At 62.8% G+C, this 1449-nt stretch carries 2 protein-coding genes; both read left to right on the top strand.

All coding sequences use genetic code 11. From position 1 onward, the window contains the following. Nucleotides 1-562 (top strand): helix-turn-helix domain-containing protein (locus DWV43_RS09970; RefSeq protein WP_370446031.1); only part of this gene is annotated, 562 nt, incomplete at its 5' end. After that, the gene (locus DWV43_RS09965) at nucleotides 505-1410 is read left to right on the top strand and encodes an IS3 family transposase (protein ID WP_233504648.1); all 906 of its coding nucleotides are present in this window, start codon (nucleotides 505-507) and stop codon (nucleotides 1408-1410) included. The genes DWV43_RS09970 and DWV43_RS09965, both read left to right, overlap by 58 nt. The last annotated feature ends 39 nt before the right edge of the window (nucleotides 1411-1449 follow it).

Here is a 1449-nt window from a genome sequence, read left to right as displayed (position 1 = left end):
TGAACTGCCTCCCATTTCTTGGACACAAGAAATGGGAGGCTTTTTTATGGCTGGAAACGCTTTGTACGACGTCGGGATGAGGCTGCGAGCGGCAGAGCTGCACGACGAGGGGCACGGCCGCGCGGCGATCGCGGCCCTTCTCGGGATGCCGGAGGAAACCGTGAGAGAATGGCTGTGCACCTACAGGTCTGCTGGTATCGAGGTTCTGGCCATGATGGGAAAGAAACACACCGCCTATTCGTTCGAGACGAAGCTGGCCGCCGTCAGGGCGGTCGTCGACGAGGGCATGACGAAGCCCGAGGCCATGGAGAAGTTCGGGATAGCCTCGCCAAGCCCTTTCAAGAAATGGCTGAAGGCCTACAGGGAGGAGGGCCCGGAGGCGCTCAGGCCAAAGCCCAGGGGGAGGCCGAGGGGGTCCGGCTCCCCGTCCGGGGAGACGACGCGCGAGCAAGAGCTCGAGCGCAGGATCAAGAGGCTCGAGGCGGAGAACGCCTACCTAAAAAAATCGATCGCCCTGAAGGCGGAGAAACGCTCTCGAACGGCGAAAAGGCCGCGGTCGTGAGCGGGCTTTCAGGGCAATACCCCCTCGCCGACCTGCTCGAGTGCGCCGGCCTGGCGAGGTCGAGCTACTACTACGCGCTGTCGCACCCGAAGGCTCCCACCAGGCCCGAGCTCTGGGAGGCCGCCGCCGAGATATTCTCGCGCACCGCCAACGGGTGCGGCCACAGGCAGATCGCCATGTGCCTGCGCGCCGAGCAGGGCGTGCGCATAGCCGACAAGACGACGCTGAAGATGATGCGCGAGATGGGCATCAGCTGCGGGATCCGCCGCGAGACCGACTACCACAGGTACAACTCGTACAGGGGCAAGGTCGGAAAGACCTTCGAGAACGTCATCGGCAGGGACTTCGCCGCAGACGGGCCGTGGGAGAAGATGGGCACCGACGTCACCGAGTTCAAGCAGCCCTGGGGCAAGGCCTACTTCGCGCCGGTCTACGATTTCGGCAGCAAGGAGATCGTCGCCTGGTCCACGTCGCTGCATCCCAACATGGCCCAGCAGCACGAGCTGCTCGACCAGCTCGTGTCCAAGATGCCCGAGGGCTCCAGGCCGGTCCTGCACTCGGACATGGGCTGGCAGTACCAGCAGGCCGGGTGGTGCAAGCGGCTGGAGGAGGCCGGCGTGGTGCAGAGCATGTCCCGGAAGGGCAACTGCATCGACAACGGCGCGACGGAGCAGGTGTTCGGCCATATGAAGGACGAGTTCTTTCGCGGAAGAAAATGGCCTTGCTTCGAAGACTTCAAGAGAGACCTGGACGAATACATCATCCATTGGAACACGAGAAGGAGGCAGGTTAAACTGAAGGGACTGACCCCGGAGGAATTCCGGAATCAGTCCCTATGTGCGGCGTAGGCCGCTTATTAGCCCGTCCAAGAATTGGGGCGCAGTTCA

Origin of the sequence: Collinsella sp. AF05-9 (assembly GCF_003465595.1) — a bacterium.
Taxonomy (GTDB): domain Bacteria; phylum Actinomycetota; class Coriobacteriia; order Coriobacteriales; family Coriobacteriaceae; genus Collinsella.
The sequence above is the reverse complement of the archived record's forward strand: the minus strand, read 5'-3'. Positions and strand labels throughout refer to the sequence as shown.